Source organism: Xylophilus sp. ASV27, assembly GCF_016428875.1.
GTDB lineage: Bacteria > Pseudomonadota > Gammaproteobacteria > Burkholderiales > Burkholderiaceae_C > Xylophilus.
In genome coordinates this window covers 1-320 of sequence record NZ_JAELTO010000342.1, presented here as the reverse complement: position 1 = coordinate 320, position 320 = coordinate 1, and the positions used below count along the sequence as shown (strand labels likewise).

The window sequence follows — 320 nt, the reverse complement described above, 5'->3', positions numbered from 1 at the left end:
CCCCCCCCCCCCCCCCCCCCCCCCCCCCCCCCCCCCCCCCCCCCCCCCCCCCCCCCCCCCCCCCCCCCCCCCCCCCCCCCCCCCCCCCCCCCCCCCCCCCCCCCCCCCCCCCCCCCCCCCCCTTTCACGCAGAAGACGGCATACGCGATTTCCTGTACGGTCTCGTGGGCTCGGAGATGTGTATAAGAGACAGGGTCGGCACCATGGTCGGCGGCGGCCGCAAGCTTCTGTTCGCTGCTGGCGCTGGCGATCACCAGGGCGCCCAGCAGCTTGCCGATTTCGATGGCGGCCAGGCCGCTGCCACCGGCAGCACCGTGCAC

Annotated in this window: 1 pseudogene; it reads right to left on the bottom strand. The window is 78.1% G+C overall.

Annotation, left to right across the window (positions count from 1 at the left end):
• Positions 1-320 (bottom strand): annotated as a pseudogene (locus JHD63_RS24385) (hypothetical protein); the annotation flags it as partial.